Below are 24,203 nucleotides of genomic sequence, written 5' to 3' on the forward strand. Positions count from 1 at the left end.
TATCTTTCCTTTTAATTAATTAACGTTCAGCGCGTCATTAACCAGGTCTTGCTGCTGTTGTTGGTGTACGGACATGTAACCCACGGCCGGTGAGGCAGATGCCGGGCGGCCTGCATAACGTAAAGTGGCACCAAATGGCACAACTTCACGGAAATGATGCTGGCTGCAATACCAGGCGCCCTGATTCAGTGGCTCTTCCTGACACCAGACAAAATCCTGCACGTGAGCATACGCTTTTAATGCTTCCTGTACCGCGTGATGCGGGAACGGATAGAGCTGCTCGATGCGCACGATAGCCACATCGGTCTGCTCATTTTTACGACGCTGCTCCAGCAGGTCGTAATAGACTTTACCGGAGCACAGCACGACGCGTTTCACGCCCTGCGGATCCAGATCATCGACTTCGCCAATCGCCGGCTGGAAGCTGCCGTTAGCCAGTTCATCCAGCGTGGAGATGGCCAGCGGATGACGCAGCAGTGATTTCGGCGACATCACAATCAGCGGACGGCGCATACCGCGCAGCGCCTGACGACGCAGCATGTGGTAAACCTGCGCAGGGGTAGACGGCACGCAGACCTGCATGTTCTGCTCAGCACAGAGTTGCAGATAACGTTCCAGGCGCGCAGAGGAGTGCTCTGGCCCCTGACCTTCATAACCGTGCGGCAGCAGCATAACCAGGCCACACATCCGGCCCCATTTCTGCTCACCGGAGCTGATGAACTGGTCGATAACAACCTGTGCGCCGTTGGCGAAGTCACCAAACTGCGCTTCCCAGATGGTCAGGATGCGCGGCTCTGCGGTGGCGTAACCATATTCAAAGGCCAGCACCGCTTCCTCTGACAGCACGGAGTCCCAGACTTTGAACTGGCCCTGGCCGCTGTGCACATGATGCAGAGGGGTATAGGTTGAGCCGTTCGCCTGGTTATGGACTACCGCGTGACGATGGAAGAAGGTTCCGCGACCGGTATCTTCACCCGACAGACGCACCGGAATGCCTTCATCAACCAGCGTGGCATAGGCCAGGTTTTCCGCGCCGCCCCAGTCAAAGGCTTTCTCGCCTTCAGCCATCAGGCGACGGTCGTTATAAATCTTGGCAACACGCGACTGCACTTCCACCTCTTCAGGCACCTGGCTGATACGCAGCGCCAGTTCCTTCAGACGTTTCATGTCGACCTGAGCCGGGTAAGGTTCATCCCACTCATGATTCAGGTAAGGTGACCAGGTAAAGGAGTGCAGGCTCATCGGACGCCATTCCGGCACCACGCACTCGCCCGCATCCAGCGCATCACGATAAAGATTGACCATTTCGGTCGCATCTTCCTGCGTGGCGACGGCTTCACCTTCCAGACGGTCGGCGTAGATTTTACGCGGCGTCGGGTGTTTTTTGATTTTCTGATACATCAGCGGCTGGGTCGCACTTGGCTCATCCGCCTCGTTGTGACCATGACGGCGATAGCAGACCAGATCGATAAACACATCACGCTTAAAGGTATTGCGATAGTCGAGCGCCAGACGGGTCACAAAGGCGACCGCTTCCGGATCATCTGCGTTCACGTGGAAAATCGGTGCCAGCACCATTTTGCCGATGTCGGTGCAGTAAGGGGTCGAACGCGCATCTTTCGGGTTGGAGGTGGTGAAGCCAACCTGGTTGTTGATGACGATGCGAACGGTACCGCCCACTTCATAACCGCGTGCCTGTGACATGTTCAGGGTTTCCTGAACCACACCCTGGCCAATCACCGCCGCGTCACCATGAATGGTGATCGGTAAGACTTTATTGCTGGCAGGCTCGTCCAGACGGTCCAGACGGGCACGCACAGAACCCATGACGACCGGGCTGACGATCTCCAGGTGTGACGGGTTAAACGCCAGCGCCAGGTGAACCAGACCGCCTTCGGTTTCCACATCAGAAGAGAAGCCCATGTGGTACTTCACGTCACCGGTGCCCAGATGCTCTTTATGCTTACCGGCGAACTCGTCGAACAGATCCTGTGGCTTTTTACCCAGCACGTTGATCAGCACGTTGAGACGACCACGGTGCGCCATACCCAGCACGACTTCACGGGTACCGCTCTTACCGGCGTGACGGATCATTTCGCGCAGCATGGGCACCAGCGCATCGCCGCCTTCCAGCGAGAAGCGTTTGGCACCCGGGAATTTCGCCCCGAGATATTTTTCCAGCCCTTCTGCCGCGGTCAGCTCTTTCAGGAAACCTTTTTTCTCTTCGTTGCTGAACGCTGCACGGCCCGCTACAGACTCAAGACGCTGCTGGATCCAGCGTTTCTCATCCGTGTTGTTGATGTGCATATATTCCGCACCGATTGAGCCACAGTACGTCTGCGTCAGCGCGTCGAAGAGATCGGCCAGCTTCATGGTCTCTTTACCGATGGCAAAAGAGCCGACGTTAAAGCTTTCCTGAAAATCGGCCTCGGTCAGGTCATGAAAAGCCGGATCAAGATCGGCCACCCGATCCTGTTTCCACAGGCCAAGCGGATCGAGATTCGCATGCTGGTGACCGCGAAAACGAAACGCGTTGATCAGCTGCAGCACTTTTACTTGCTTGGAGTTGGTTTCCGGATCGGAGACAGATGAGGTGTAACGAGATGCGTCTTTCGCCAGGCGACGGAAGTACTCACGTGTGGTGGAGTGAAACTGCTCAGGTTTCATTCCGGTGCCCGGTAACTGTTGGAACATCGAGCGCCACACTGCATCGACAGAGTCAGGATCGGTCAGGAAATCCTCATAGAGCTGCTCTATGTAAGACTGATTCGCGCCGGCCAGCCAGGAAGAGTCCAGCCAGGGCTTCATCGCGCTGTTCTGCATTGTGATCCCTTAAGCATTGCTATGCTTTTTTGAGGTTTCATTTGTTGCCGCTTTCGCGGTTTGCCGTAGTGAGTTCAGCGATACGAGCACTCTGCGCAGCGCGCGTGGCCCGTAAGGGAACCTTTGTAAACGTGGTCATCACCGCGCTTACAGAGGCTTCCGTAAAACACCGGGAACCTGAGGTTCCCGGCGAAGACTGCTTATGCGCCGCGCTGCAGCAGCATCGACTTGATATGGCCGATGGCGCGCGTCGGGTTCAGTCCTTTCGGACAGACGCTCACACAGTTCATGATACTGTGACAGCGGAATACGCTGAAAGCATCATTCAGATTGTCGAGACGCGCATCCGTTTCGGTGTCGCGGCTGTCAATCAGGAAACGGTATGCCGCCAGCAGGCCGGCAGGACCGATGAACTTCTCAGGGTTCCACCAGAATGATGGGCATGAGGTTGAGCAGCAGGCACAGAGAATACACTCGTACAGGCCATCCAGGTGTTCACGTTCTTCCGGCATCTGCAGATGTTCACGTGCTGGCGGATTTTCCCCATTATTCAACAGGAAAGGCTTAATTTTCTCATACTGAGCATAAAACTGGCTCATGTCTACGACCAGGTCACGCACAACCGGTAAACCTGGCAATGGACGGATAACAATTTTCTGTTTGCCGTTGCCCAGTGCCGAGACCGGCGTAATGCAGGCCAGTCCGTTTTTACCGTTCATGTTGAGGCCATCCGAGCCGCAGACGCCTTCACGACACGAGCGACGAAACGCCAGCGTCGGATCTTTCTCTTTCAGGCGAATCAGCGCGTCCAGCAGCATCATGTCGCGACCATCTTCCGACTCCAGGGTGTAATCCTGCATGCGCGGCCTGTCATCGACGTCCGGATTGTAGCGATAAATTGAAAACTCGAGTCTCATGATCGTCTCCGAAATTAGTAGGTACGCACTTTCGGCGGGAACGCCGCGCGCAGTTTCGGCTGCATGTTCACCTCACGGCGCGTCATGCTTTCGGTTTCCGGGACATAAAGACTGTGGCACAGCCAGTTTTCATCATCACGATCCGGGAAGTCGAAGCGACTGTGCGCACCGCGGCTCTCGGTGCGGTAGTTAGCCGCGACCGCCGTGGCAAAGGCCGTTTCCATCAGGTTATCCAGTTCCAGACACTCAATACGCTGGGTGTTGAAATCCGGTGAGCGGTCATCCAGACGCGCTGATTTCAGACGCTGGCGAATCTCTTTCAGCTCTTCCAGACCCTGCGCCATCGCGTCGCCTTCGCGGAATACAGAGAAGTTATTCTGCATGCAGCGTTGCAGCGCTTTACGAATCTCAACCGGGTCTTCACCCGTGGTATTGTTTTCCCAGCGGTTGAAGCGCGCCATCGCAACGGCAATCTCATCTTCCGTAGCGTCACGCAGTTCGCCCTGCTCCTGAATACTCTCCAGCAGATGCAGACCCGCTGCGCGGCCAAAGACCACCAGGTCGAGCAGTGAGTTACCGCCCAGACGGTTGGCACCGTGTACCGATACGCAGGCAATTTCGCCGACAGCGAACAGGCCAGGAATTACCACATCTTCACCCTGCTCATTCACACGCAGTGCCTGACCGGTCACTTTAGTCGGAATACCGCCCATCATGTAGTGGCAGGTCGGAATGACCGGGATAGGTTCTTTGACTGGATCGGCGTGAGCAAAGGTGCGTGACAGCTCGAGGATGCCAGGCAGACGTGACTCAAGCACCTCTTTACCCAGGTGATCGAGTTTCAGTTTGATGTGCGGGCCCCACGGACCGTCACAGCCGCGACCTTCACGGATTTCAATCATCATTGAGCGCGCAACCACGTCGCGGCCCGCCAGATCTTTAGCGTTTGGCGCATAACGCTCCATGAAGCGTTCGCCATGTTTGTTCAGCAGATAACCGCCTTCACCACGGCAGCCCTCGGTGACCAGCACGCCCGCACCAGCAATACCGGTTGGGTGGAACTGCCACATCTCCATATCCTGCACCGGCACGCCCGCACGCAGTGCCATACCCACGCCGTCGCCGGTGTTGATGTGTGCATTGGTGGTGGACTGATAGATACGGCCCGCGCCGCCGGTGGCCAGAATGGTCGCTTTTGCTTTGAAATAGACGGTTTCGCCGGTTTCGATGCAGATAGCGGTACAACCCACCACTGCGCCCTCGGCGTTTTTCACCAGATCCAGTGCATACCACTCAGAGAAGATGGTGGTTTTGTTTTTCAGGTTCTGCTGGTAAAGAGTATGCAACAGGGCGTGGCCGGTACGGTCAGCTGCTGCAGCGGTACGTGCCGCCTGCTCGCCGCCGAAGTTCTTCGACTGACCACCAAACGGACGCTGATAGACACGACCATCTTCCAGACGCGAGAACGGCAGGCCCATGTGTTCCAGTTCCAGAATTGCTTCCGGGCCGGTTTTACACATATATTCAATCGCGTCCTGGTCACCGATGTAGTCGGAACCTTTGACGGTGTCGTACATATGCCATTCCCAGTTATCTTCATGGGTATTACCCAGCGCAACGGTAATACCGCCCTGCGCAGATACAGTGTGGGAACGGGTCGGGAAAACTTTAGATAACAGGGCACAGCTCTGACCGGCCTGGGAGATTTGCAGTGCGGCCCGCATACCTGCGCCACCTGCGCCGATCACCACGGCATCAAACTCTCTGATTGGCAAACTCATTTACACACCCCACACCACAACAAATCCATAAATCGCATACCACAGCAGCGCCACGACAATCACAAACTGCAACAACAAGCGCGTTGGCAGTGATTTGACGTAGTCTGTTAACACCTGCCACATGCCGATCCAGCCATGAATCAGAATGGAGAACAGCGTCAGCAGCGTGAACACTTTAGTGAATGCGGAAGCGAAGAAGCCACGCCACAGGTCATAAGTCAGCGTGTCTGTCATCACAACGAAACCGAGGATGTAGACGATGTAGAGCGTAATGAGAATTGCAGTTGCCCGCAGCAGCAGCCAGTCCTGAATGCCGTTGCGACCCAATGCGGATGCATTGCTTACCATACGAGGACTCCCGCCAGAATTGCCAGCACGACAGTGATCACAAAAGTCATATGAGCAGAACGCTTACCAACCTGCAGCGTTTCAGCCAGATAACCAAAATCCATCAACATATGACGAATCCCGCTCACCGCGTGATAGGCCAGCGCGGTTAAGATGCCCCACATGATGAACTTCGCGAAGAAGCCATCCATGATGGATGCAGCGTGCTGGAAACCTTCAGGAGAAGAGAGAGAGAGACCGAGCAGCCACAGCAGGATGCCAATGGCAACCAGAGTGATTACGCCGGAGACGCGGTGAAGAATGGACGATATTGCAGTAACGGGAAACCGGATCGTCGAGAGATCCAAGTTGACAGGTCTTTGTTTTTTCACGGTTTTGCCCACACAGCTCTTTTTTATTTTGCTTCCTCCGGACCTGAGGCGGAGTCTAATCACAACGTGTGGCAGACTTAACCGTCACCAAACAAGCAACATCCAGTGTTAATTGACGCGGTAGTAAACGCTGGGTGGCTCCTGGTGTCAGGGTGTTCCGGAGACCTGCCAGGAGTATAGGAGGATCACATTCTGATTACAATTCCCCTACAAACTCTTTGGTATATTTTAGGTGGAACAGTGATCCTACTCACGATTTTCACAATTGATACAATTTTAATTATCTGATTTGACAATAGTTCAACAATTCAGTTACAAACTAAGCCTGTAAATTCCTATGATGCACAAAAGTTATGGGGATACACTTTCCCCTAAGCGCAAGTTATGTAACATTGCGATAATGAGCATTAAAAAGCATCAGGTTATTGGTTACCAAGAAGTTATATCCTGACCGGATCTTTAACAACCGCGATATGCAGCATGTCCATGGCTCACCGGTTCCCGCTGGGAACGCGTCGCTCACTCTGTACCCTGCACCCGCTTTATCCCCGCAGAGTGATACTGTGTAGTTTTGCCAACCGCAACATGAACGCGTTTCAGGTGTCTAAAGATCCTTACCTACATAAGGCGCTATGGAGACGAAAATGACAGATAAAAAAGTAACGCTAACCCTGCAAGATGGAACATCTATTGAACTGGACGTGCTTAAAGGCACGCTGGGTCAGGATGTGGTTGATGTCCGCGCTCTGGGTTCAAGTGGCCTGTTCACCTTCGATCCCGGTTTTACGTCTACAGCGTCCTGTGAATCTGCTATCACTTTTATCGATGGTGATGAAGGTATCCTGCTGCACCGTGGTTTCCCGATTTCTCAGCTGGCGACCCACTCTAACTACCTGGAAGTCTGCTACATCCTGCTGAATGGCGAAGCGCCGGACCAGAAACAGTTTGATGAGTTCCGAACCACGGTTACCCGCCACACCATGATTCATGAGCAGATTACCCGTCTGTTCCACGGCTTCCGTCGTGACTCGCATCCTATGGCGGTAATGTGCGGCGTGACCGGCGCACTGGCTGCGTTTTACCACGATTCACTGGATGTAAACATTGAGCGCCACCGCGAAATCGCGGCATTCCGTCTGCTCTCTAAGATGCCGACCATGGCAGCGATGTGTTACAAATATTCAATCGGCCAGCCGTTTGTCTATCCACGCAATGACCTCTCTTACGCCGGTAACTTCCTGCATATGATGTTTGCTACGCCGTGCGAAGAGTACAAAGTGAATCCGGTGCTGGAACGCGCTATGGACCGTATCCTGATTCTGCATGCTGACCATGAGCAGAACGCTTCAACCTCTACCGTACGTACCGCCGGTTCAAGCGGCGCGAATCCGTTTGCCTGTATCGCCGCCGGGATCGCCTCCCTGTGGGGACCGGCGCACGGCGGTGCCAACGAAGCGACTCTGCGTATGCTGGAAGAGATCAGCACCGTTGAGCACATCCCGGAATTTGTTAAACGCGCTAAAGACAAGAATGATTCATTCCGTCTGATGGGCTTTGGTCACCGCGTTTACAAAAATTACGATCCACGCGCGACCGTGATGCGCGATACCTGCCATGAGGTTCTGAATGAACTGGGTATGAAGGATGATCTGCTGGAAGTGGCGATGGAGCTGGAACACATTGCGCTGAACGACCCGTACTTCATCGAGCGTAAACTTTATCCAAACGTGGATTTCTACTCCGGTATCATTCTGAAAGCGATGGGTATTCCGTCGTCCATGTTTACGGTGATCTTCGCGATGGCCCGTACGGTTGGCTGGATTGCCCACTGGAAAGAGATGCACGACGAAGGCATGAAGATTGCCCGTCCACGTCAGCTCTACACCGGTTATACCGAGCGCGAATTCAGCTCACAGCTGAAAAAGTAAGGCTCAGTGGATAGCGGAGAGGGATCTCCGCCTGATGTTGCTTTAAAGCCGGGGCGGTTGGCTGTGATACCGCGCCTGCGTAGAGAACCTGGTCAGATCGGAAAGACGCAAAAGCCGTCATCCATGACACGCTCGGCCCGCGCGATTACGCACCTCATCCCTGAGGTGCGCCCGTAGCCGGGCCAACGCATTGCGTTGTTCAAAAACGCTCCCGACGTTTTTATCCGGGCGGCGGGACGCTTTCCTCCTCTGACCGTATTCCCTGCGCGTCAGACTTCTTCGTAGCGGCTGGACTCTCCCGGATTCGGGTTTGTCAGCTGTTTGCAGTAAGAACCTTTTCCTGTTTTGTTCCCCAATGCGGCCGCCTCTATCTCTGGCAACCCGGACACCAGTAAAAAGGCCGTGATGAAAGCGTGCCCTTCTCGATCACTGTGCCACAGCGCCGGCATTTTTTGCCCTGCCGATGAAAAACCTCAAACTGAAACGCTGCTTCCTCATGATATTTCTTCATGGTTCCACGCATCCGATAGGCATGACGCGGCACCGACAGCAGCGCCTCGCTGAAAGCAGTCAGCTGATCTTCAGTGAGATCCTGCGCCCGATGATTGGGCAGCAGCTGCGCCAGCCAGAGAATCTCGGCGCGCAGGTAGTTTCCCAGCCCGGCCAGAAAAGCCTGATCCAGCAGCAGACCACTGAACTGCCGCCGCCGGAAACGGGGTGACAGCAGCCGCTCTTTCACTTCTTCCACGCTAAGCTGGCTGTTCAGCACATCCGGTCCGATGCGGGTCAGAAACGGATGCGCCGCCAGCGTATCTGCGTTGAGCAGTTCAATATCGGAGGCACTATAAAGCAGAATCGCTTTGCTCGCCGTCGCCAGCCGCACCCGCAACTGGCGTGTGGTATTCAGTTCAGTATCGGGTTTCACGATGCGCCAGACACCATAAAGCTGGTTATGACTGTAAAGCGTCAGGCCATTGCTGAAATGTGTCAGCAGCGCTTTTCCCCGCGTCTCAATCGCCTGCACCTGCTCACCAATCAGCGAGGGTTCGTAAGTTTTAAGCTGAGGAAACGCAAACCACGCTTCGGTTAACGGCTGACCCACGATGGCAGTTTCAAGCTTATCCGCCACGCGGCGAATTTCCGGTCCTTCAGGCATCGTTCTTCCTCTTAATGGGTGGCGCCGCCAGCCTGTTTGATATCGTCGCCGGTCTCCAGCGTGACGTTTACCGCAATCTCCAGCGCCTGAATAATGGTCGCGACCGCCATGCTCGGCGCACCAGGATGGAGCGCCGCCTGTTCAGGCAGATAAGGAATATGAATAAAGCCACCGCGCGCCGGACTCTTCTGCTGCTCCAGCCAGTGCAGCAGGCCATACATCACCCGGTTACAGGTGAAGGTGCCCGCCGTCTGCGAAACCGATGCGGGAATGCCCGCTTTACGCACCGCGGCAACAATCGCTTTGATTGGCAGACGGGAAAAATAGGCTGCCGGGCCGCCAGCCACAATCGGTTCATCCACCGGCTGATGACCAGCGTTGTCCGGGATGCGGGCGTCATCGACATTGATACCGATACGTTCAACGGTAATGTCGCTGCGGCCGCCCGCTTGCCCGACCGACAGCACCGCATCCGGTTTGACCTCTTCCAGCGCCTGGTTCAGCACGTGGAGTACCTCACTGAACACCACCGGCAGCTGACGGATCACTATCGTCGCCCCGCCAATCTGTTTGCCTTCCAGTGCGCGCACCGCTTCCCAGGAGGGATTAATCGTTTCACCGCCAAAGGGTTCAAAGGCGGTCATCAGGACAGTTTTCATGCAGCCTCACAGGAACATCAGGAAATAGAGCAGGAAAATGTTAACGATTAACAGTAGCACACCGGTTGGAATCTGAGCTTTGATCACCGCGTTACGATCGGGCAGCTCCAGCAGCGCCGCCGGGACAATATTGAAGTTGGCCGCCATCGGCGTCATCAGCGTACCGCAGTAGCCGGAAAACATACCAATCGCCGCCATCACTGCCGGATTTCCGCCGTGCTGCAGCACCAGAATCGGGATGCCAACGCCTGCGGTGATAATCGGAAACGCCGCAAACGCGTTACCCATGATCATGGTTAACAGCGCCATTCCGACGGCATAGACCGTTACCGCGATAAAGCGATTATCCACCGCCAGCCAGGTTTCGGTCAGATGCGAAATGGCACTGCCCACGCCCGCACTGGTAAACAGCAGTCCCAGGGTGGCAAGGATCTGCGGCAGGATAAAGGCCCAGCCAATCGAATCCAGCAGGCGACGGGTCTCCTGCATCGACTGCACCGGTTTTTCATGGGTCAGTTTTAACGCCACCAGCCAGCCAATGACACAGCCGACCATCATTGAAAACAATGTCACCAGCGTGGCGTGATTCCCGGGACCGAACACCACATCCTGCATACCGGGAATATGATTAAACGCCAGCACGCCGACCACGGTCACGACCGGAATGGCCAGCGCAGGCAGAAACAGTTTGTTGCGCAGACGCAGCGCACTGGCCTGCTTCTCTTCATCGCTGCGCTGATGATAGCGCCCCAGCCGGACCCCACCCAGACCGGCAATCAGCGCCATTATCACCACAATGACACCGATAGTGATGTGCAGCATTCGGGTGCCCGCCGCGTCCGAGCCCATCAGGCTGCTCATCAGCTGCGTCGTCCAGTCACCCACTAGGAATACCAGGCCATACAAGGCCCAGAACAGTCCGGTGGTAAAGCGACGCGGATTAGCGCTGTCACGCCAGGAGAGGATGGCTACTACCAGCAGGATAATGCCTGCCAGCCACATCAGATATTGTTGCTGGAACATTACTGACCTCCTTTGGCTTTCAGCGCCTGGCTGTTGAGCTGTTGCAGCTCACGCGCCAGCTGACGATCGAGTCGCACCAGACGTGCCGAGTGGATCAGGAACGCGGCTACAGCGGTCGGAATGCCCCATAACGCAATGTGCAGCGGTTCGGTCTGAATCCCGGCCGACTCCTGCATGAAGTTGTGCATAAAAATAATCGCACCAAACGCCACGAAGATATCCTCACCAAAGAACAGGCCGACGTTGTCGGTGGCTGCTGACATGGCACGCAGCTTGTGCCGCAGCTCAGGTGTGATTTCGCCGTAGCGGTTTTCAGTGGCGCCTTCTGCCATCGGTGCGAGCAATGGACGCACCATCTGCGGATGTCCGCCGAGACTGGTTAACCCCAGTGCCGCCGTGATTTCACGCACAAACAGGTAGACAATCAGCAGACGTCCGGCGGTGGCGGTTTTGATCTGAGCAATCCACGCCTGTGCCCGCTCCTTCAGCCCGTGACGCTCCAGCAGCCCAATGACCGCCAGTGGCAGCAGCAGAATCAGCGGCAGGTTACGGGTGTTAAGAAACCCCGCGCCAAGCTTTTCCAGAATGTCAGCCAGCGGCATCATCGCCGCCAGACCGGTCACAAATCCGGCGACAATTACCACCAGCACCGGGTTAAAACGTAATACGAAGCCGACAACGATCGCGGCAATGCCCAGTAAAGGCCAGAGATTCACTGCACTTTCCATGGATTTCCCCCAGAGTTAAAAAACCCGACATAAGCCGGGCTAAGTGTTGTTTTCAGGCGCTGGTGACACGGATCTGCTGTTTGGCAAACGCATCACGCAACCGCTGGGCAAACTGCAGGGCGTGTGCGCCGTCGCCATGTAAGCAGACGGTCTGCGCATTCACTGCCACCCATTCTCCTGTGATACTTTTCACTTTGCCCTGCTGCACCATCGTCAGCGTCTGATCGATAGCCTGCTGCTCATCGTCAATCAGTGCGCCGGGCTCGCTGCGCGGCACCAGCGCACCGCTGCTGAGATAGCCACGATCGGCAAAGACCTCTTCCCGCGTGCGTAAGTCGTAGTGCGACGCGGCACGTATCGATTCGCTGTTCGCCAGTCCCACCACAATCAGCTGACTGTCGACAGCACGGATGGCGCGGGCAATGGCGTCTGCCAGCACCGGATCAGCCGCGGCCTGGTTATAGAGCATGCCGTGCGGCTTAACGTGAACCAGCCGCGCACCTTCGCTCTCTGCCAGGCTTTTCAGCGCGCCAATCTGGTAGATCATCTGGGCATAGACCGTTTCAGGTGGCAGTTGCATGGCACTGCGGCCAAAGTTCTCCCGATCGGGGAAAGCAGGATGCGCGCCGATAGCGACGCCGCATGCGTGCGCCCAGCGCACCGACTGCAGCATGGTCTGCGCATCCCCTGCGTGAAAGCCACAGGCGATGTTGGCGGAACTCACCAGCTCCAGCAACGCCTGATCGCTGGCACAGCCTTCGCCCAGGTCGGCGTTTAAATCAATTTTCATGGAGTCCCCATTTCATCTGGTCCAGCGCGCGTTGCTGATGCTGGCGTGCCAGCATCGCTTCCGGCAGCGTGCAGTGAATAAAGTGAATCGGCTCACCGAGGCGGATTTGCGCCAGATGGTAGAGATCGGCTTCGATGACGGAGGCGATACGCGGATAGCCGCCGGTGGTCTGGGCATCCGCCATCAGCACGATAGGCTGTCCATTCGGCGGCACCTGAATCACACCCGGCATCACACCATGTGACAGCAGCTCACGCGGACTTTCACGTTTAAGCTCACGTCCCTCAAGCCGGTATCCCATCCGGTTGCTTTGCGGGCTGAGTTTCCATGCGGTACGCCAGAACGCCTGCTGCGCGTCGGGACTGAACTCGTGATACTCCGGGCCAGGCAGTGCGCGGATGCGGTTGCCCCACAGCAGTTGCCGCACCCCGACTTTGCGATCGAACTGACGCGTCGGTTTACCCAGCGGGATCTGATCGCCATCCCGTAAGGTACGCCCCTGAAATCCGCCAAATTTTGCTTTCAGATCGGTGCTGGCTGAGCCGAGCACCTCAGGGATGTCAAAACCGCCCTGCACTGCCAGATAGCTGCGCATGCCGCGCTGCGGCATCGCCAGCGACAGGACCTGCCCGCGTTTCACCGGGGTACGCCAGCCCGTCCAGACCGGCTGACCATCCAGCTCCGCATGGCAGCCTGCGCCAGTCAGCGCGAACCAGCCGTCGCGGGTAAACTCCGCTTTAAACTGGCCGAGCACCAGCTCCAGCACCGCGCTATCAGGCGCATTGCCCACCAGCACGTTAGCGGTGAACATCGCGGGATGATCCAGCACGCCGCCGGGGCTGATGCCATACTGACGCCAGCCGTAGCGGCCTGCATCCTGGATGGTGGCGGCCAGCCCGGCTCGCAGAATGTTTAACATATGCCCTCCTGTTGCGGCACAAAGCGAACCCTGTCACCGGGACGGAGCAGTGTGGGCGGCTGCTGCAGGGGATTAAACAGCGCGGTGCGCGTCTGGCCGATCAGTTGCCAGCCGCCGGGCGAAGCGAGCGGATAGACGCCCGTCTGGCTGCCGCCGATGCCAACCGATCCGGCGGGTACCGCAACTCTCGGTTCCGCACGACGCGGTATGTGAAGGCGCGGATCCAGGCCGCCCAGATAGGGAAAACCGGGCTGAAAACCGACAAAAAACACCACATACTCGCTGCTGCTGTGCAGCTCAACTACCTGACCGGGCGTCAGCGCGGCATGTTCCGCCACCACAGTCAGATCGGGGCCATGTTCGCCGCCGTAAATCACCGGGATCTCTACCAGACGTGACTCCGGCAACTGCGCTTCACTCTCTTCCCACCAGCGCTGAAGCCGCTCTATCGCATCCAGTGCACTCTGCTGGGGATCACGCAGGATCAGGGTGATGTTGTTCATGCCGGGAATGACCTCCAGCACGTCCGCAAACGACTGCAGTCGCTGGTTCAGTCCCCAGATACGTTGCTGACTCTCCAGTGAGACCGGCGGCTCCAGCTCCAGCACGACAGCGCGTTCACCCAATAAATAACACCGTGCTCGTTGCAACAGCTACCTCCTGCCTGATTGAGATCGTGCCTGGCCGACCTGACCGGATGCCCCGATCAGCCGATGGCTTATCTACTTAAAGCAAATAGTTATGCGAAAGTGGCAGGGATGTGTCAACAGATTTAGGTCCTGCGCAGGCGCGCAGGACAGAAGAAACAATCAGGCAGGATTAGGTATATCGATGAAGGTCACGTCAAGATTGTGGTGTTGTGCCAGCCACTCACCCAGCGCTTTTACGCCGCCACGCTCGGTGGCGTGATGGCCTGCGGCAAAGAAATGCACCCCCTGCTCGCGTGCACTATGAATGGTCTGTTCAGAGACTTCACCGGTGATGTAGGCATCAACGCCCGCAGCGGCAGCATGGTCGATAAAGCCCTGTCCGCCACCGCTGCACCAGGCGATACGACGAATCAGCGCGGGTGCGTTATCACCACAATACAGCGGTTCACGCCCCAGCTTATCGCCGATTCGGCGGGCCAGCTGTTCACCCGAGATCGGCTCAGCCAGCTCACCCCAGAACACCAGCGGCATGATTTCGCCACGTACGTCAATATCCAGCAGTCTGGCCAGCTGGGCGTTGTTGCCCAGTTCTGAATGCGCATCAAGCGGCAGGTGCCAGCCATAGAGATTTATATCGTTAGCCAGCAGCGTCCGCAGACGGCGGCGCTTCATGCCTTTAATCGCGGCCGGTTCACTTTTCCAGAAGTAGCCATGATGGACGATTATTGCATCGGCCTGACGTGTGACTGCCTCATCCAGCAGGGCCTGACAGGCCGTCACACCGGTAATAATCGTTCTGACTTCGTTACGTCCCTCAACCTGCAAACCGTTGGGGGCATAATCACTGAAGCTATGGCTATCGAGGTGCTTATTGATCAATGTCTCTAATTCGTAATGATTCATTCAGGCTCCTTCGAGGCCTCAGGCGGCGCTTTTGGCGCGCTCAAAGGCGTCTAATGTCTTTTTACGGGCTGCCTTATGATCCACGATTGGTGCCGGATAATCGAGTTTCCTGTTGTTCTTTTCCGCCCAGAGATGAGGCTGGTGAATATGGCTGTCAGGGACGTCCGCCAGCTCCGGCAGATAGTGACGGATAAACTCACCCTGCTCATCAAAGCGCTCACCCTGCGTGGTCGGGTTAAAAATGCGGAAATAAGGTGCTGAGTCTGTACCAGTGGAAGCCGCCCACTGCCAGCCACCATTGTTTGCGGCCAGGTCACCATCAATCAGCTGCTGCATGAAATAGCGTTCGCCTTCGCGCCAGTCGATCAGCAGATCTTTGACCAGGAAACTGGCGGTGATCATACGTAAACGGTTGTGCATCCAGCCCAGCGCCTTCATCTGACGCATTGCAGCATCGACGATCGGATAGCCGGTTTTTCCCGCTTTCCAGGCTTCGAAATGCGCGTCGTCACGCTGCCATTCAACGTGACGCGTCCAGTCGATAAAGGGCTTGTGACGACACAGTGCCGGGTAAGCCACCAGCAGATGACGGTAGAACTCACGCCAGATCAGCTCGTTCAGCCAGGTAAATGCGCGACTGTTGTCCAGCGCATCGGGATGTTCATGCAGCACGCGATGCAGGCACTGACGTGGCGACAGCACGCCGGTTGACAGATAGACCGACAGACGGCTGGTGGCGTCCAGCGCCGGAAGATCGCGCTTCGCGGGATAATCGATAACGGGTTGAGTGGCGAAATGACGCAACCGCTTCAGGGCGGCCGCTTCGCCTGCGGGAAACAGGTCCTCATCAAAGGCTTCGGTCAGATAGTCAAACGCAGGGATTGGGGCGGTTTTCAGCGGCGCACCGTCGCGCGGCTTAGGTGCAGGCACGCACTCCGGCAGACTCTGCTGCAAACGGCGGACAAAGGCTTTGCTGAAGGGAGTAAAGACCTTATACATCGTGCGATCGCCACTCTGTACACTGCCTGGTGGCAGCAGCAGGCTGTCATCAAAGCCCTGACAAATCACGCCCGCATCGTCAAGACGCTTTTCCGCCTCTGCATCGCGTTGACGCTCGTTAACCTCATACTGATAGTTGTAGAAGAGCTGATCGACCTGATGCTTCTCACAGAATTCTGCCAGCACATCAATACTGTCGCTGAAGGCGTGACACGCCTGATAGTGCAACTCAATGCCCCGCTCAGCCAGCGCACTTTGCACCTGCAACAGACTGGCGTGAATAAACGCCGCCTGCCTGGGGGACATATCATGCTGCTGCCACTGTTCTGGCGTAGCGAGGAAGAGCGCCATCACTTTCGCTTTGCTGTCGCTGCAGGCAGCGTGGAGCGCCAGGTTATCATTGATGCGTAAATCATTACGCAGCCAGACCAGATGGGTGGTCATACGCCTCCTGAATTACTGTCCGTAGCGTAAGCGCAAGGCTTCGGGATAGGGATCGAAATAGCGCTGCTGTGCCAGCCACGGATGTGGGAACTCGGCCATGTAGTGCTTAAGAATGGTAATCGGTACCAGTAGCGGCTGTGTGCCCTGACGATAGCGGTCAATCAGCGTTGCCAGCTCCTGGCGCTGCGGTGAACTCAGATGCGTGCGGAAGTAGCCCTGCACATGCATCAGCACATTGGTGTGATTGCGACGTGAGGCGGGACGTGACATCAGTTCCATCATGCGATTACGGTACTCAAAGGCAAAGGCATCCAGCGAGTCCCACTCGCTCATCGAGGCGACAAAGGGCCCCAGTTCGCGATATTTCTCCTGCGAGTGCGCCAGCATCATCAGTTTGTAACGACTGTGGAAGCCGATCAGTCCCTGACGGGTCAGGCCGTTTTCCCACATCTGATTAAATTCGTGCAGTGCGCAGATACGACCAATAAAGTTTTCACGCAGGGCGGGATCGTGCAGGCGTCCATCTTCTTCCAGCGGCAGCCAGGGCATTTCACGCTGCAGGAACTCCGCAAAAATACCGGTGCCCACTTTTCGGTTGTTGTTGTTGTCAGGCTCGTAGACCCGCACGCGCTCCATCCCACAGCTGGGCGATTTGGCGCACAGGATATAACCGGAGAGATGATGCAGCGATTTGACCCGCTCGGCAGACCAGTTACGCATCTGAGCAGTGACTTCTTCACCGCCGTCTTTGCTGAAGCAAAGATGCAACTCATCATCGCCCTGCTTAACCAGACGCAATGCCGGACGCGGCGTAGGCAGTCCAATCGCCATTTCAGGACAGATCGGCTCAAAGCGGACAAATGGCGTAAGATCCTCAGTCGCAAAAGTAAGACGCTTATGGCCACCATCAAACCTCACGCTATCGCCGAGCAGGCATGCACTGATTCCAACGGGGATTTTTTTGCTCATACTTGTACAACCTCTAAAATCTTGTAGAGGTTTAAGTGTAGCGCAAAATGGCCAGGAATAAAGGGGTAAAACGCGGTTCCGGACCGCTTATTCTCAGAAAAAACGCAAAAAAAAGCCCGGTCAGATGACCAGGCCTGTTCTGTGGCAGGACGCATTACCAGAATGCGCCACCACCGGCTTCAGACTGCGCCAGCCAGACCGGCTTTGCACTGGTCTTACACCAGACGCGATGCAGATAGCTGTAGAAACGCGCCCGATCCTGTCGGAACAACATGACAGGCAGAGCCAGAACGCCGAGAAGAACCACCAGCGTACGGCGTGCGAGTATTTTATAACGTGGATAAGCCTGATACATGGTTTCTCCTCCCGGTAAGTTAAAGTGTGCGAATGTGATCTGTGTTCAACTTTACGCCAGATAGTGTAATTTTACTACTCATCTGACCACTTAATTGTCGCTATTTTTGCTGTTTAAGAATTAACCTGTAATTTAGTTACAGATAAGTTACCGCCAGGTTACAGGAGGGTTTGAGTATCCGAAAGATGAAGTGCGCGGACGGCAGCATAAAATATTGATAAAGTAGCGCTTCGGCCCTCACTCAAGGCAGGTATTGCGTGACCACGGTTTTGATCGTTGAAGATGAAAAAGAGATCCGCCGCTTTGTCCGGCTGGCGCTGGAAAATGAAGATCTGAAGGTGTTTGATGCCGATACGCTGCAGCGCGGACTAATTGAAGCGGCGACCCGCAAGCCAGACCTTGTGATCCTCGATCTTGGCCTGCCTGATGGAGATGGCACCGATTTTATTCGCGACCTGCGCCAGTGGAGCGCTATCCCGGTGATTGTACTGTCGGCGCGCAGTGATGAGCAGGATAAGATTGCCGCACTGGATGCAGGGGCCGATGACTATCTGACCAAACCGTTCGGCGTGGGCGAACTGCTGGCGCGCGTGCGGGTGGCGCTGCGCCGGCACAGTGGCCAGCAGCCTGATGCCAGGATTCACTTTGCCGACGTGAGTGTCGATTTTGCCGCACGGCGGGTACAGCGCGGCGGCAGTGAGATTCACCTCACCCCGATTGAGTTTCGTCTGTTGAGTATTCTACTGAATAATGCCGGCAAGGTGCTGACGCAGCGGCAGCTGCTGAGCCAGGTCTGGGGACCCAATGCGGTTGAGCACAGCCATTATCTGCGCATCTATATGGGTCATCTGCGCCAGAAGCTGGAAGCGAATCCAACCCAACCGGCGCATCTGCTGACCGAAACCGGGATCGGCTATCGCTTTATGCCATAAAAAAAGGCGCCAGAGGCGCCTGAGACTGTCAACAAATTCTGGCCCGGTTCGCTGTGAGACCGAGCTTGCTCAGGAAACAGGGTCAGATCGGAAAGACGCTAAAGCTAATCCATGACCAGCTCGGCCCACGCGATTACGCACCTCATCCGTGAGGTGCGACCGTTGCCGGGCTAACGCTTTGCGTTATTCAAAAACGCTCCCGGCGTTTTTGTCCATGGCGTGTGACGCTTTCCTCTTCTGACCCTGCTCCCTGCGCGTTAAATAAATCCGTTGCGGTCAGATTTACCCTGATGTGAGTTTGTCAGCAGCTCTGAGGCGCGCGATGCGCCTCTTTATCTGACCGACTAATCAGGCGTTTTTCAGCACTTCACTAACAATCTCTACGGCTTCTTTCTCAATCTGCGCGCGATGTTCTGCGCCCAGGAAGCTTTCACAGTAGATTTTGTAAGCGTCTTCGGTGCCTGATGGACGGGCCGCAAACCAGCCATTCTCCGTCATCACTTTCAGACCGCCGATTGAAGCACCGTTACCTGGTGCTGCCGTCAGGCGCGCGGTGATGGGATCACCCGCCAGCGTATCTGCGCTCACCATCTCTGGTGACAGCTTCGACAGCGCAGCTTTCTGCGCCGAAGTGGCGGATGCCTGCAGACGGTTGTAGCTTGGTGCGCCGAAGCGCGCGGCCAGATCATCATAGTGCTGCTGCGGGTTTTTACCGGTCACGGCGGTAATTTCAGCCGCCAGCAGACACATGATGATGCCATCTTTGTCCGTTGACCATGGCGTGCCGTCGAAACGCAGGAATGAAGCACCCGCGCTCTCTTCGCCGCCGAAACCAAAACTGCCGTCATACAGACCATCAACAAACCATTTGAAGCCAACCGGCACTTCCACCAGCTTGCGGCCAATGTCGTTGACGACACGGTCAATCATGGCGCTGGACACCAGGGTTTTACCCACGGCAACATCCTGGCCCCATTGTGGACGATGCTGGAACAGATAGTTGATCGCGACCGCCAGATAGTGGTTTGGATTCATCAGACCCGCCGGGGTCACAATGCCGTGACGGTCATAATCGGGATCGTTGCCGAACGCCAGATCAAACTTGTCACGGTAGGCCAGCAGACCTGCCATTGCGCTTTCAGACGAGCAGTCCATGCGCACAACACCATCTTTATCCAGATGCATAAAGCGGAAGGTCTGATCGACTGCGTCGTTCACCAGCGTCAGATCCAGCTTATAATGCTCAGCAATACGCTGCCAGTAAGCAATACCGGAACCGCCCAGGGGATCAACACCCAGCTTCAGACCTGCTTTCTGGATCGCCGGGAAGTCGATAATCTCTGCCAGACCTTCAACGTAAGGCTGGATGAGATCTTTCTCGACCACGTGGCCACTCGCCATCGCCTGTTCCAGCGGCAGACGTTTCACCTCTTTCAGCCCATCTTTGATCAGCTGATTGGCGCGATCTTCCACCACTTTGGTGACGTTGGTATCAGCCGGTCCCCCGTTAGGTGGGTTGTACTTGATGCCGCCATCTTCCGGTGGGTTGTGCGATGGTGTGATGACGATACCGTCAGCCAGCGGTCCACCCGCTTTGTTGTGCTCAAGAATCGCGTTCGAGATTGCAGGGGTCGGCGTATAGCCATTGTCCTGCTGCACAATCACATCAACGCCGTTCGCCGCCAGCACTTCCAGCACCGACAGGATCGCCGGCTCTGATAGCGCATGGGTGTCTTTACCAACGTAGCAAGGCCCGGTGATACCGTTCTTTTTACGCTCTTCAGCAATCGCCTGAGCGATAGCCAGAATGTGCATCTCGTTGAAGCTCTGACGCCCTGCACTGCCACGATGGCCAGAGGTGCCAAATTTCACCGCGTGTTCCGGGTTCGCCACATCGGGCTGCAGGACATAATATTGTGACGTTAATTGTGCAACGTTAATCAAATCGCTCTGCTGGGCGGGTTGCCCGGCACGTGGGTGATTGGCCATTGGCGCTGCTCCCTGACGCTTAAGTTTTAGATGGTGCCGCAAACTTTCTCGGTCAGTTCCGCAGGGAACTGCATCGAGAGCATGATGTGTTCGACCATGCTGCATTTACGACCGGTATTGGTGTTGGTGATCACCCAGTACGGCGTGCCGGGCACATGCTTCGGCTTAGTATGGGTGCCATTCTGTAACAGCGTATGCTCATCACCGGCAAAGTAGACGCGGGTGCGGCCCTGCAAAGATGCAGTAGCTTCAGCAAAAGCTGCAGTATCAAGACGATAGAGCGTTGACAAGATAAGCATAAAGCGATTCACCGCCCGCTTCTGCTCCGCATATTCATCGGAAAGCAGCAGCTCTCGCACCGCGCGGACACGATCCTGCGGGCGCGAACCGACAGACGCAGGCTGAGACTCTTTCGCTGCCTCTTTTGAGGCTGGCTGAGCAGGCGAAGCGGGTGCAGTCTGACCGGCAGTGAACTTCAGCATACGACGCAGAATGTCGGATGCGCTTTCACCAATGTGTTGCGTGTGGCTGGCAATATAACGGTAGAGCTCTTCGTCAACTTCGATCGTTTTCATCTTATTCCGTACGGTTCTTTCTCATGACAGAACCACCTGTTTCCTGAAAAGCTCTGAGTATAGTCAGGCAATTCAAAGGATGTGCGGGTTCTAACATCAGGATTATAAAGTTAAATTCAGGCGGGTTGTTAGCAATCAAACGGTTTACGGGCAAAAGTCAGAATATGTCCTAATGCCGCCGGAACCGGCGCGCCTGAAAAGGTGAAACCATGATAACCTAAGCACAGGTCTCAAACTTAAGAACTTTGCTATGATTTTGAACGCCCGTCTGCAAACTGAACAATCCCCTGCTGATTCCTTACCTGTCCTGCTTATCCATGGCCTTTTTGGCAGTCTGGATAACCTTGGCGTGCTGGCGCGCGGACTGAAAGATGCCGGTCCTCTGCTGCAGGTTGATGTCCGTAACCACGGACTCTCTCCACGATCTGACGAGATGAACTACGCTGTAATGGCGCAGGACATGGTCGATACGCTGGATGCGCACGGCATTGAACGCGTCGCGGTGATCGGTCACTCAATGGGCGGCAAGATCGCCATGACCATGAGCGCGCTGGTGCCGGACCGCATTGAGCGGCTGGTGATGATCGATATTGCCCCGGTCGACTACCAGACCCGCCGCCATGACGAGATCTTTGCCGGCATTCGAGCTGTAACCGACGCAGGCGTCTCGTCACGCAGTGAGGCGGCGAAGATTATGCGTACGCTTATCGATGAAGAAGGGGTGATTCAGTTCCTGCTGAAGTCATTTCAGGCGGGCGAGTGGCGCTTTAACGTCCCGGTGCTGTGGGATAACTACACCACGATCTCGGGCTGGCAGCCGGTTCCGGCCTGGGATCATCCGGCGCTGTTTATTCGCGGCGGCGACTCCAGCTATCTGGACAACCGCTACCGCGATGCGCTACTGCAGCAGTTCCCTGCCGCGCAGGCCCATGTCATTGGAGGCGCGGGACACTGGGTTCATGCAGAGAAACCCGATGCCGTTTTGCGCAGTGTCCGTCGCTTTTTTGCGCTTTAAAAGCAAATAGATGGCGGCAAAGGTTTAGGATTGGCGTCCGGAGTAAGCGTGAAGTATGATGGCGCGCTAAAATTTTGCCGCGCGTCCGTTTTGCTGCGGCAATGGCCAATAATTTATAATCTGCGCGGTGAGTGACTGGCGCCCGCCCCCATTCAGTTTTACTAAGCCATGGCAAAAGAACAGACTGACCGCACGACGCTCGATCTCTTTGCTGATGAGCGCCGCCCTGGTCGACCCAAAACCAGCCCGCTTTCGCGTGATGAACAGCTGCGCATTAACAAGCGCAATCAACTCAAACGTGACAAAGGACGCGGACTTCGTCGTGTCGAACTGAAAATGAACAGTGAAGCCGTCGATGCGCTCAACACGCTGGCAGAACAGCGCAATCTCAGCCGCAGCGAACTGATTGAACAGATGCTGCTGGCACAGCTCCAACTGGATTAATGCGGGCAAAACGCACGCAGGAGCAAATGTCGGGGCTTTAACCGTTCACCGGTTTTCTCTCGTCTGCTATTATTCGCTGAAATGTGCTGCGGCACACATCTCATTATCAGGATTTAAGAGGTTATTTTACTCATGGCACTCGTAGGCATCTTCTTTGGCAGCGATACCGGCAATACCGAAAACATTGCAAAAATGATCCAGAAACAGCTGGGTACAGACGTTGCAGAAGTGCATGACATCGCGAAAAGCACAAAAGAAGATCTGGAAGCGTTTGATATCCTGCTGCTGGGCATTCCGACCTGGTACTATGGTGAAGCGCAGTGCGACTGGGATGATTTTTTCCCGACGCTGGAAGAGATCGATTTCAACGGCAAGCTGGTTGCGCTGTTTGGCTGCGGCGATCAGGAAGATTACGCGGAGTACTTCTGTGATGCGATGGGCACGATCCGTGACATCATTGAGCCGCACGGTGCCGTAATAGTGGGCCACTGGCCAACAGAAGGCTATCACTTCGAAGCCTCAAAAGGGCTGGCCGATGATACCCACTTCCTGGGTCTGGCCATCGATGAAGATCGTCAGCCTGAACTGACCAACCAGCGCGTGGAGCAGTGGGTTAAGCAGATTTCTGATGAACTGCAGCTGAAAGATATCCTTGAAGCCTGATCCTGCCCGCCTCAATGTGAGCGCCAGCTCACATTGAGGCAATGGAAATTCCTATAGAAATAATAGCCACATTTTTTTAACTTTCTCCGTTTAATCTGTAGAATACCCGCATCGATCTTCCGCTTATTTTTTCAGGCGGTAAGACTAAGCGATGTACCAACAGACATCTGCCAGAATCCTCCCCGGCCCGGTGACCTATCCCCCACAGCCCGTGATGATTCAGGCACGCCCTCTGGTTTTCATTTCATCGCTTCAGTTCTATAATGAGACGCAAATGAGAATGAGCGCAGATCGACATTCAAGGCGATAAGCCACAAAAGTGAATATAGTGACAGGACAAAATCCGCATGACTGACAATAACACCGCATTAAAGAAGGCTGGCCTGAAAGTGACGCTGCCCAGACTGAAAATTCTGGAAGTGCTTCAGGAACCTGAGTGCCATCACGTCAGTGCGGAAGATTTGTACAAACGCCTGATCGACATCGGCGAAGAGATTGGCCTGGCTACCGTTTACCGTGTTCTGAACCAGTTTGATGACGCCGGTATCGTGACCCGTCACAACTTTGAAGGCGGTAAATCTGTCTTTGAACTGACGCAGCAGCATCACCACGATCATCTGATCTGTCTGGATTGCGGCAAGGTTATTGAGTTCAGCGATGAGTCGATCGAAACGCGTCAGCGTGAAATCGCCACCCGTCATGGCATCAAGCTGACCAACCACAGCCTCTATCTCTATGGACACTGTACGCTGGGTGATTGCCGGGAAGACGAAACCCTGCACGACCAGTAACGCGACCTGAAATAAAAAAACCGGTGAATTC

Annotated in this window: 24 protein-coding genes; 6 read left to right on the top strand and 18 right to left on the bottom strand. The window is 55.6% G+C overall.

What is annotated here, in order from left to right:
- Positions 1-15: 15 nt before the first annotated feature.
- The 5 genes from sucA to sdhC all read right to left on the bottom strand — a co-directional run bounded on the left by sucA (position 16) and on the right by sdhC (position 6,252).
- Positions 16-2,823 (bottom strand): 2-oxoglutarate dehydrogenase E1 component, encoded by a 2,808-nt coding sequence (sucA, locus tag K6R05_RS13455; protein ID WP_161732141.1) that lies wholly within the window; start codon positions 2,821-2,823, stop codon positions 16-18.
- Between the two features lie 200 nt (positions 2,824-3,023).
- Positions 3,024-3,740, bottom strand: a complete 717-nt coding sequence (locus tag K6R05_RS13460; RefSeq protein ID WP_222924353.1) for a succinate dehydrogenase iron-sulfur subunit — start codon at positions 3,738-3,740, stop codon at positions 3,024-3,026.
- Between the two features lie 14 nt (positions 3,741-3,754).
- Positions 3,755-5,521, bottom strand: coding sequence for a succinate dehydrogenase flavoprotein subunit (gene sdhA / locus K6R05_RS13465; protein WP_161732139.1), 1,767 nt, complete (start codon positions 5,519-5,521; stop codon positions 3,755-3,757).
- Positions 5,522-5,869 (bottom strand): succinate dehydrogenase membrane anchor subunit, encoded by a 348-nt coding sequence (gene sdhD / locus K6R05_RS13470; protein ID WP_009091417.1) that lies wholly within the window; start codon positions 5,867-5,869, stop codon positions 5,522-5,524.
- Positions 5,863-6,252 (bottom strand): succinate dehydrogenase cytochrome b556 subunit, encoded by a 390-nt coding sequence (gene sdhC / locus K6R05_RS13475; protein WP_029519433.1) that lies wholly within the window; start codon positions 6,250-6,252, stop codon positions 5,863-5,865. Before sdhC ends, sdhD begins: the two co-directional genes overlap by 7 nt.
- A gap of 632 nt (positions 6,253-6,884) precedes the next feature.
- Between sdhC and K6R05_RS13480 the strand changes: the two genes are divergently transcribed.
- Positions 6,885-8,168, top strand: a complete 1,284-nt coding sequence (locus K6R05_RS13480; RefSeq protein ID WP_033731874.1) for a citrate synthase — start codon at positions 6,885-6,887, stop codon at positions 8,166-8,168.
- 367 nt (positions 8,169-8,535) lie between these two features.
- Here K6R05_RS13480 and nei read toward each other — a convergent pair whose 3' ends face one another.
- The 11 genes from nei to K6R05_RS13535 form a co-directional block, all read right to left on the bottom strand.
- Positions 8,536-9,324 (bottom strand): endonuclease VIII, encoded by a 789-nt coding sequence (gene nei / locus K6R05_RS13485; protein WP_161732137.1) that lies wholly within the window; start codon positions 9,322-9,324, stop codon positions 8,536-8,538.
- Between the two features lie 11 nt (positions 9,325-9,335).
- On the bottom strand, positions 9,336-9,983 hold the full coding sequence (gene pcp, locus K6R05_RS13490; RefSeq protein ID WP_222924355.1) for a pyroglutamyl-peptidase I: 648 nt from the start codon (positions 9,981-9,983) through the stop codon (positions 9,336-9,338).
- A 6-nt stretch (positions 9,984-9,989) separates the two neighbouring features.
- Positions 9,990-11,006, bottom strand: a complete 1,017-nt coding sequence (locus tag K6R05_RS13495) for a DUF979 domain-containing protein (protein WP_222924357.1) — start codon at positions 11,004-11,006, stop codon at positions 9,990-9,992.
- The gene (locus K6R05_RS13500) at positions 11,006-11,734 is read right to left on the bottom strand and encodes a DUF969 domain-containing protein (protein ID WP_161732131.1); all 729 of its coding nucleotides are present in this window, start codon (positions 11,732-11,734) and stop codon (positions 11,006-11,008) included. The genes K6R05_RS13495 and K6R05_RS13500 overlap by 1 nt, the downstream gene beginning before the upstream one ends.
- Positions 11,735-11,786: 52 nt before the next feature.
- A complete protein-coding gene (pxpA, locus tag K6R05_RS13505; RefSeq protein WP_161732129.1) occupies positions 11,787-12,524 on the bottom strand; it encodes a 5-oxoprolinase subunit PxpA in 738 nt (245 codons plus the stop codon).
- Entirely contained in the window at positions 12,514-13,443 is a 930-nt protein-coding gene (pxpC, locus tag K6R05_RS13510) for a 5-oxoprolinase subunit PxpC (protein ID WP_161732126.1), read from the bottom strand. Before pxpC ends, pxpA begins: the two co-directional genes overlap by 11 nt.
- The gene (pxpB, locus tag K6R05_RS13515) at positions 13,437-14,093 is read right to left on the bottom strand and encodes a 5-oxoprolinase subunit PxpB (RefSeq protein ID WP_161732124.1); all 657 of its coding nucleotides are present in this window, start codon (positions 14,091-14,093) and stop codon (positions 13,437-13,439) included. Before pxpB ends, pxpC begins: the two co-directional genes overlap by 7 nt.
- A 159-nt stretch (positions 14,094-14,252) precedes the next feature.
- Positions 14,253-14,996, bottom strand: a complete 744-nt coding sequence (locus tag K6R05_RS13520) for a type 2 GTP cyclohydrolase I (protein WP_222924358.1) — start codon at positions 14,994-14,996, stop codon at positions 14,253-14,255.
- Positions 14,997-15,014: 18 nt separating this feature from the next.
- Positions 15,015-16,439: a deoxyribodipyrimidine photo-lyase gene (gene phrB / locus K6R05_RS13525; protein WP_161732120.1), complete on the bottom strand. Its 1,425-nt coding sequence runs from the start codon at positions 16,437-16,439 to the stop codon at positions 15,015-15,017.
- Positions 16,440-16,451: 12 nt separating this feature from the next.
- Complete coding sequence (locus K6R05_RS13530; RefSeq protein WP_161732118.1) at positions 16,452-17,408, bottom strand: YbgA family protein; 957 nt, start codon at positions 17,406-17,408, stop codon at positions 16,452-16,454.
- A 154-nt stretch (positions 17,409-17,562) separates the two neighbouring features.
- Positions 17,563-17,763 (bottom strand): DUF2517 family protein, encoded by a 201-nt coding sequence (locus tag K6R05_RS13535; RefSeq protein WP_013357130.1) that lies wholly within the window; start codon positions 17,761-17,763, stop codon positions 17,563-17,565.
- 257 nt (positions 17,764-18,020) lie between these two features.
- Here K6R05_RS13535 and kdpE point away from each other — a divergent pair, with 257 nt between their 5' ends.
- Complete coding sequence (gene kdpE / locus K6R05_RS13540) at positions 18,021-18,695, top strand: two-component system response regulator KdpE (protein ID WP_222924359.1); 675 nt, start codon at positions 18,021-18,023, stop codon at positions 18,693-18,695.
- A 348-nt stretch (positions 18,696-19,043) separates the two neighbouring features.
- Here the strand turns inward: kdpE and pgm are convergent, their stop codons facing one another.
- Both pgm and seqA read right to left on the bottom strand, forming a co-directional pair.
- The gene (gene pgm / locus K6R05_RS13545) at positions 19,044-20,684 is read right to left on the bottom strand and encodes a phosphoglucomutase (alpha-D-glucose-1,6-bisphosphate-dependent) (RefSeq protein ID WP_222924360.1); all 1,641 of its coding nucleotides are present in this window, start codon (positions 20,682-20,684) and stop codon (positions 19,044-19,046) included.
- 26 nt (positions 20,685-20,710) lie between these two features.
- Positions 20,711-21,259: a replication initiation negative regulator SeqA gene (seqA, locus tag K6R05_RS13550; RefSeq protein ID WP_013357126.1), complete on the bottom strand. Its 549-nt coding sequence runs from the start codon at positions 21,257-21,259 to the stop codon at positions 20,711-20,713.
- A gap of 250 nt (positions 21,260-21,509) precedes the next feature.
- On the opposite strand from seqA, the gene ybfF reads away from it, so the two are divergent.
- The 4 genes from ybfF (at position 21,510) to fur (ending at position 24,172) form a co-directional block, all read left to right on the top strand.
- Positions 21,510-22,274, top strand: coding sequence for an esterase (ybfF, locus tag K6R05_RS13555; RefSeq protein WP_033782330.1), 765 nt, complete (start codon positions 21,510-21,512; stop codon positions 22,272-22,274).
- 168 nt (positions 22,275-22,442) lie between these two features.
- On the top strand, positions 22,443-22,718 hold the full coding sequence (ybfE, locus tag K6R05_RS13560; RefSeq protein ID WP_161732113.1) for a LexA regulated protein: 276 nt from the start codon (positions 22,443-22,445) through the stop codon (positions 22,716-22,718).
- 132 nt (positions 22,719-22,850) lie between these two features.
- Complete coding sequence (gene fldA / locus K6R05_RS13565; RefSeq protein ID WP_013357124.1) at positions 22,851-23,381, top strand: flavodoxin FldA; 531 nt, start codon at positions 22,851-22,853, stop codon at positions 23,379-23,381.
- Between the two features lie 347 nt (positions 23,382-23,728).
- Complete coding sequence (fur, locus tag K6R05_RS13570; RefSeq protein ID WP_009091454.1) at positions 23,729-24,172, top strand: ferric iron uptake transcriptional regulator; 444 nt, start codon at positions 23,729-23,731, stop codon at positions 24,170-24,172.
- The last annotated feature ends 31 nt before the right edge of the window (positions 24,173-24,203 follow it).

Origin of the sequence: Pantoea alfalfae, from assembly GCF_019880205.1 — a bacterium.
In the GTDB taxonomy this organism is placed as follows: domain Bacteria; phylum Pseudomonadota; class Gammaproteobacteria; order Enterobacterales; family Enterobacteriaceae; genus Pantoea; species Pantoea alfalfae.

Bases quoted from the DNA above. Each gene is read 5' to 3' on its own strand.
- sucA (WP_161732141.1), bottom strand. From the start codon at position 2,823: ATGCAGAACAGCGCGATGAAGCCCTGGCTGGACTCTTCCTGGCTGGCC.
- K6R05_RS13460 (WP_222924353.1), bottom strand. From the start codon at position 3,740: ATGAGACTCGAGTTTTCAATTTATCGCTACAATCCGGACGTCGATGAC.
- sdhA (WP_161732139.1), bottom strand. From the start codon at position 5,521: ATGAGTTTGCCAATCAGAGAGTTTGATGCCGTGGTGATCGGCGCAGGT.
- sdhD (WP_009091417.1), bottom strand. From the start codon at position 5,869: ATGGTAAGCAATGCATCCGCATTGGGTCGCAACGGCATTCAGGACTGG.
- K6R05_RS13480 (WP_033731874.1), top strand. From the start codon at position 6,885: ATGACAGATAAAAAAGTAACGCTAACCCTGCAAGATGGAACATCTATT.
- nei (WP_161732137.1), bottom strand. From the start codon at position 9,324: ATGCCTGAAGGACCGGAAATTCGCCGCGTGGCGGATAAGCTTGAAACT.
- pcp (WP_222924355.1), bottom strand. From the start codon at position 9,983: ATGAAAACTGTCCTGATGACCGCCTTTGAACCCTTTGGCGGTGAAACG.
- K6R05_RS13495 (WP_222924357.1), bottom strand. From the start codon at position 11,006: ATGTTCCAGCAACAATATCTGATGTGGCTGGCAGGCATTATCCTGCTG.
- K6R05_RS13500 (WP_161732131.1), bottom strand. From the start codon at position 11,734: ATGGAAAGTGCAGTGAATCTCTGGCCTTTACTGGGCATTGCCGCGATC.
- pxpA (WP_161732129.1), bottom strand. From the start codon at position 12,524: ATGAAAATTGATTTAAACGCCGACCTGGGCGAAGGCTGTGCCAGCGAT.
- pxpC (WP_161732126.1), bottom strand. From the start codon at position 13,443: ATGTTAAACATTCTGCGAGCCGGGCTGGCCGCCACCATCCAGGATGCA.
- K6R05_RS13520 (WP_222924358.1), bottom strand. From the start codon at position 14,996: ATGAATCATTACGAATTAGAGACATTGATCAATAAGCACCTCGATAGC.
- phrB (WP_161732120.1), bottom strand. From the start codon at position 16,439: ATGACCACCCATCTGGTCTGGCTGCGTAATGATTTACGCATCAATGAT.
- K6R05_RS13530 (WP_161732118.1), bottom strand. From the start codon at position 17,408: ATGAGCAAAAAAATCCCCGTTGGAATCAGTGCATGCCTGCTCGGCGAT.
- K6R05_RS13535 (WP_013357130.1), bottom strand. From the start codon at position 17,763: ATGTATCAGGCTTATCCACGTTATAAAATACTCGCACGCCGTACGCTG.
- pgm (WP_222924360.1), bottom strand. From the start codon at position 20,684: ATGGCCAATCACCCACGTGCCGGGCAACCCGCCCAGCAGAGCGATTTG.
- seqA (WP_013357126.1), bottom strand. From the start codon at position 21,259: ATGAAAACGATCGAAGTTGACGAAGAGCTCTACCGTTATATTGCCAGC.
- ybfF (WP_033782330.1), top strand. From the start codon at position 21,510: ATGATTTTGAACGCCCGTCTGCAAACTGAACAATCCCCTGCTGATTCC.
- ybfE (WP_161732113.1), top strand. From the start codon at position 22,443: ATGGCAAAAGAACAGACTGACCGCACGACGCTCGATCTCTTTGCTGAT.
- fldA (WP_013357124.1), top strand. From the start codon at position 22,851: ATGGCACTCGTAGGCATCTTCTTTGGCAGCGATACCGGCAATACCGAA.
- fur (WP_009091454.1), top strand. From the start codon at position 23,729: ATGACTGACAATAACACCGCATTAAAGAAGGCTGGCCTGAAAGTGACG.